The 5,371-nt window shown below is 63.7% G+C and carries 5 protein-coding genes; 3 read left to right on the forward strand and 2 right to left on the reverse strand.

Translation table 11 applies throughout. From position 1 onward, the window contains the following. Positions 1 to 324 precede the first annotated feature (324 nt). A complete protein-coding gene (locus tag HU720_RS23625; protein ID WP_186523528.1) occupies positions 325 to 606 on the forward strand; it encodes a DUF3509 domain-containing protein in 282 nt (93 codons plus the stop codon). Between the two features lie 136 nt (positions 607 to 742). Here HU720_RS23625 and HU720_RS23630 read toward each other — a convergent pair whose 3' ends face one another. Further along, positions 743 to 1,621, reverse strand: a complete 879-nt coding sequence (locus HU720_RS23630; protein WP_186523533.1) for a TIGR02285 family protein — start codon at positions 1,619 to 1,621, stop codon at positions 743 to 745. Between the two features lie 23 nt (positions 1,622 to 1,644). Beyond that, entirely contained in the window at positions 1,645 to 2,844 is a 1,200-nt protein-coding gene (locus tag HU720_RS23635; RefSeq protein ID WP_186523529.1) for a CaiB/BaiF CoA-transferase family protein, read from the reverse strand. Positions 2,845 to 2,994: 150 nt separating this feature from the next. Here HU720_RS23635 and HU720_RS23640 point away from each other — a divergent pair, with 150 nt between their 5' ends. Both HU720_RS23640 and recJ read left to right on the forward strand, forming a co-directional pair. Further along, positions 2,995 to 3,537 (forward strand): YaeQ family protein, encoded by a 543-nt coding sequence (locus HU720_RS23640; RefSeq protein ID WP_186523530.1) that lies wholly within the window; start codon positions 2,995 to 2,997, stop codon positions 3,535 to 3,537. A 30-nt stretch (positions 3,538 to 3,567) separates the two neighbouring features. Then, positions 3,568 to 5,277: a single-stranded-DNA-specific exonuclease RecJ gene (gene recJ / locus HU720_RS23645; protein WP_186523531.1), complete on the forward strand. Its 1,710-nt coding sequence runs from the start codon at positions 3,568 to 3,570 to the stop codon at positions 5,275 to 5,277. The last annotated feature ends 94 nt before the right edge of the window (positions 5,278 to 5,371 follow it).

Raw genomic sequence — 5,371 nt, forward strand, 5'->3', positions numbered from 1 at the left:
GCCCGCTCGCCACAACTGTCTATCATTTCCCATAGGATTGGGTCCAACCAGCAATGTTGCGGTTGCGCATGGCCTCTGTGGGAGCTGGCGCTAGCCTGCGATGCGCCGCGCAAGCGGCGCCCAATCCCATAGACGGTAAAGTTCTTTCGGCTAATCCTCCAGCCTTCTCTCGGCGCCGACGGTAATGGCTAAAGCAACCAGGGCCATTGCGCGAAACTGTCATCTTGCTCCGGCATGCTCGGTCTAGCCGCATGGCCGTGCGAACTTTCCTGCAAGCGCGATGGTCAGTTTTGATATCTCCCCCCCAGACAGCGAGTGATCCGGATGGAAAGAATCTGCAGACTGCTCAACGATGCCCTGACCCCTTACCAAACCACGCTCGGCAACCTCGACGCCGATGGCACCGTCCAGCTCACGCTGCATGACGAACATGGCGGCCTGATCCTGCAACGCAAGGTGGCTGTGCGCCAGCTACTGGAACAGCACCTGCTCATCGACCTGGTCGATGGCCTGCACCGCGACCTGCAAATTGCCGAAGGTCGCCTGCAGCCCTGCGTGATCGCGGCCCTGCAACACCAACGTCAGCCCCAGGGAACCTTTGCCTGACACGCGCATCAGAAATATCGAGGCCAGCTTGACGGTGCTTTGCTCCGGTATTCGTCAGGTTGTCCCGGGAGCCCCCAAGGCTTTCGCTTGACCCCGGCCGTTCTCCCCAGCGCCCGGGGTTTCTTTTTGCCTGGCTTCAGGGAACGGGCGGTGCGTCGGCTGCGGAGCTTTCGAAAAACTCCCGAGCCTGGTGCAGATAGCTGCTTTGCAGCTCCGGTTCCAGCCAGCGCGCGTACAAGCCAGGCAAGGTGTCGCGGCGAAGGGCTGGCAGCAACTTGTCGATATGGGCAATCGCCTGGCGGCCCAGGTCGGTGTTGGAGCAGCCCACGCGCAAGAACTGGTACTGCTTGACGCCCTTGATGGGGTAGAAATCGTAATCCTCTGCCGCACCGCCCTGCTGCTGGATCAGGTAGCGGATCTCGGGCCAATACCCGAGCACTATCTGCAGGCGGCCCAGTTGCTGCATTTGCAGCAGGCTGGCAGTGGCCTCGGTACCATAGTGGCGGCTCAAGGCCTGCTCGGGCAAACCGCGCAGTATGTCGTCTACCTGAGCGCTGTAGCTGCGCTGGGCCACGATGCCCAACTTGAGCTGGCTGTGCGCCAGTAGCGGGGCAAGGTCTATCTGGTGCTGCTCAAGGTAAGGCGCCAGCAGCGCCTTGTCCTGCTTGCGCACCACCAGGCCGCTGCTCATTACCCCGAGCAACGGCTTGGAGAAGATGACGTAGGTTGCGCGTTCCGGGGTCCACAGCAGGGTCGGGTCGCAGGTGAAACTGGGCTCCTGAAGCATCTGGATACCGCGTGCACGGTTGACCCGCACCACGCTGTGGTCGTACTCCGGCATCTGTGCGATCAGCATGGGCAGCATCTGGTCGACCACGCCCTGGCCTTTGGCAGCCCCTTCGAAAATGGTGAACGGCGGCAAGTCACGGACCAGCCACAGCAGGCGTTCGCGGGCGTGTGCCTGGGGTGCTGCAAGGGTGCTCAGCAGCAGGCAGGCGAGGGCGCTCAGGCGCAGCACTGGGCGGGGGCCTGGCGCGGTCAGACCGCGCCGCTCTCACGCAGACGGGCGATGGCCGCCGCGTCGTAACCCAGGGCGCCAAGCACGGCGGCGGTGTGCTCGCCGAGTTGCGGGCCGACCCATTCGGCAGAGCCTGGGGTATCGGAAAGCTTGGGCACGATGCCCGGCATCTTGAACGGCTTGCCGTCCGGCAACTTGGCCTGAAGGAACATCTCACGGGCCAGGTACTGCGGGTCGCTGAACATGTCCTCGGCAGAATAGATGCGGCTGGCCGGCACCTCGGCCTTGTTCAGTGCCTGCATGACCTGCTCCAGTGGCAGGCTGTTGACCCAGCGGTCGATCACCCCGTACAGCTCGTCACGGCGCGCATCACGGCCATCGTTGCTGGCCAGCGAGGCATCTTCGGCCAGGTCGTCGCGGCCGATGGCGTGCATCAGGCGCTTGAAGATCGCATCGCCGTTGGCGCCGATCTGTACATGGCGGCCATCGGCGCTGGTGTGGATACACGAGGGCGTGATGCCGGGCATGATATTGCCGGTGCGTTCGCGGATAAAACCGAACACGTCGAACTCCGGCACCATGCTTTCCATCATGGCGAAGATCGCCTCGTACAGCGCCACATCCACCACTTGCCCAAGGCCTGCGTTGACTTCGCGGTGACGCAACGCCATCAGCGCGCCGATCACGCCCCACAGGGCGGCAATCGAATCACCGATGGAAATGCCGGTGCGCACCGGCGGGCGGTCCTCGAAGCCTGTGATATAGCGCAGCCCACCCATGGACTCACCGACGGCGCCGAAGCCTGGCTGGTCTTTCATCGGGCCGGTCTGGCCGAAGCCCGACAGGCGCACCATCACCAGGCGCGGGTTGAGCGCATGCAGCACGTCCCAGCCCAGGCCGAGCTTTTCCAGCACGCCGGGGCGGAAGTTTTCGATCAGGATGTCGGCCTCGGCGAGCAGGCGCTTGAGCACCTCGATACCCTCCGGGTGCTTGAGGTTGAGGGTCAGCGACTGTTTATTGCGCGCCTGCACGAACCACCACAGCGATGTACCCTCGTAGAGCTTGCGCCACTTGCGCAGTGGGTCGCCGCCGTCGGGCGATTCGACCTTGATCACCTCGGCCCCGAACTCGGCGCAGATGCGCGAGGCGAACGGGCCGGCAATCAGGGTGCCAAGCTCGATGACTTTGAGGCCTGCGAGGGGTTTGCTGGGCGTTGGCATGGGGCGTCCGTGGTGAATGCGCTAAAACGGAGGTTTTATCACAGCTCGACGGCGTCAGGTACTGTCGTGGCGCACGGGCAAATGCGCCGCCGCCCTCGGCGGCCAGATCGGGTAGACTGTGCGCCTTTATTTTCAACGAAGCCCGCGTCCATGGCCCAGCCGTCCACTACCTACAAATTCGAACTGAATCTGACCGACCTTGACCGCGGCGTGTACGAAAACGTACGCCAAACCATCGCCCGGCACCCTTCGGAAACCGAAGCGCGCATGGCCGTGCGCTTGCTGGGCTACGCGCTCTGGTACCACGAGCAGTTGGAATTTGGCCGCGGTCTGTCGGATGTCGACGAAGCTGCCTTGTGGGAAAAAAGCCTGGACGACCGCATTCTGCACTGGATCGAAGTCGGCCAGCCTGACGCTGACCGCCTGACCTGGTGCTCGCGCCGTACCGAGCGTACCAGCTTGCTGGCCTATGGCAGCCTGCGGGTATGGGAAGGCAAGGTACTGGGTGCCGTGAAGAACCTGAAAAACCTGAACATTGCCGCTGTGCCCCAGGACGTGCTGGAAGTCCTCGCCAAGGATATGCCGCGTACCCTCAAGTGGGACGTCATGATCAGCGAAGGGACCCTCTTCGTCACCGACGACCGTGGCCAGCACGAAGTGCAACTGCAATGGCTGCTCGGCGAGCGCGGCTGAGCCGATCCACCCCTGATTACCGAAGACCCCATGCGTATCGAACCCCGTCCCCTGCCGTCGACACTGCCCTTGCTGGGCAACCTGCCACCTTTGCTGACCCGTCTGTACGCCGCGCGCGGCGTGCAATCCGAGGCCGAGCTGGACAAGAGCCTGGCGCGGCTGTTGCCTTACCAGCAGCTCAAGGGCATCGACGCTGCGGTGGAACTGCTGGTGCAGGCGCTGGACCAGCGCCAGCGCATTTTGATCGTGGGCGACTTCGACGCCGATGGCGCCACTGCCAGCACCGTCGGCGTGCTCGGCTTGCGCCTGCTGGGCGCAGCCCATGTCGATTACCTGGTGCCCAACCGTTTCGAGTATGGCTACGGCCTGACCCCTGAAATCGTCGAAGTTGCGCTACAGCGCCAGCCGCAGCTGTTGATTACCGTGGACAACGGTATTTCCAGCGTCGAGGGCGTGGCAGCGGCCAAGGCCGCAGGCCTGACGGTGCTGGTCACCGATCACCACCTGCCGGGCAATGCGTTGCCTGCCGCCGATGCCATCGTCAACCCGAACCAGCCGGGCTGCGAGTTCCCCAGCAAGTCGTTGGCGGGTGTCGGGGTAATTTTCTACGTGCTGATGGCGTTGCGCGCGCGCCTGCGCAGCCTCGGGCGCTATGCCACTCGGCCGCAGCCGAACATCGGCGAGTTGCTGGACCTGGTCGCGCTGGGCAGTGTGGCCGACGTGGTGCCGCTGGATGCCAACAACCGCATTCTGGTGCACCAGGGCCTCGAGCGTATCCGCGCCGGCCGTGCACGGCCTGGGCTCAAGGCCATTCTGGAAGTGGCCCGGCGTGACTACCGACGCATTACTTCGACCGACCTGGGCTTCATTCTCGGCCCTCGGCTCAACGCCGCCGGGCGCCTGGACGACATGAGCCTGGGCATCGAATGCCTGTTGTGCGACGACGAGGCGCTGGCGCTGGACATGGCGCAGCAACTGGATGGCCTGAACCAGGACCGCAAGTCCATCGAACAGGGCATGCAGCGCGAGGCACTGGCGCAGCTCAAGGACTTGCCGGTGGAGTCGATGCCGTACGGGTTGTGCCTGTTCGATGCCGATTGGCACCAAGGTGTGATCGGCATTCTGGCTTCGCGCTTGAAGGAGCGCTACCACCGCCCGACCATCGCCTTCGCCGACGCCGGTGACGGCGTGCTTAAAGGCTCGGCGCGTTCGGTGCCGGGCTTTCATATCCGCGACGCACTGGACGCGGTAGCGGCGCGGCACCCGGCGTTGATCAGCAAGTTTGGCGGGCACGCCATGGCGGCTGGCCTGTCCTTGCCCGAGGGTAATTTCCCTGCATTTGCCGAAGCGTTCGATGAAGAAGTCCGGCGCCAATTGTGCGAAGAAGACCTGACCGGCCGTCTGCTTTCAGACGGCAGCCTGGCGGTAGAGGAATTCCACCTCGACCTCGCCAAGGCCCTGCGCAATGCCGGCCCCTGGGGCCAGCACTTCCCCGAGCCGCTGTTCCATGGCGTGTTCCAGTTGCTCGAACAGCGGGTGGTGGGCGAGCGACACCTGAAGGTGGTGCTCAAGAGCGAATGCGGTTCGGTGCGCCTGGACGGCATTGCCTTCGGCATTGACCGCGACGTCTGGCCAAACCCTACCGTGCGCTGGGTAGAGCTGGCCTACAAGCTCGATGTGAATGAGTTTCGGGGTAATGAGAGTGTGCAACTGATGATTGCGCATATCGAGCCGCGGTGACTTGGGCTGTGCTCTAGAGTGTAGGAGCGGCCTTGTGTCGCGAAAGGGCTGCGTAGCAGCCCCAGCGATTTTGCATAAGGCCGAGTACTGGGGC

The organism is Pseudomonas sp. SWRI51 (assembly GCF_014268825.1).
Taxonomy (GTDB): Bacteria; Pseudomonadota; Gammaproteobacteria; order Pseudomonadales; family Pseudomonadaceae; genus Aquipseudomonas; species Aquipseudomonas farsensis.

Coding starts and splice junctions, on each gene's coding strand:
- HU720_RS23625 (WP_186523528.1), top strand. CDS start 325: ATGGAAAGAATCTGCAGACTGCTCAACGATGCCCTGACCCCTTACCAA.
- HU720_RS23635 (WP_186523529.1), bottom strand. CDS start 2,844: ATGCCAACGCCCAGCAAACCCCTCGCAGGCCTCAAAGTCATCGAGCTT.
- HU720_RS23640 (WP_186523530.1), top strand. CDS start 2,995: ATGGCCCAGCCGTCCACTACCTACAAATTCGAACTGAATCTGACCGAC.
- recJ (WP_186523531.1), top strand. CDS start 3,568: ATGCGTATCGAACCCCGTCCCCTGCCGTCGACACTGCCCTTGCTGGGC.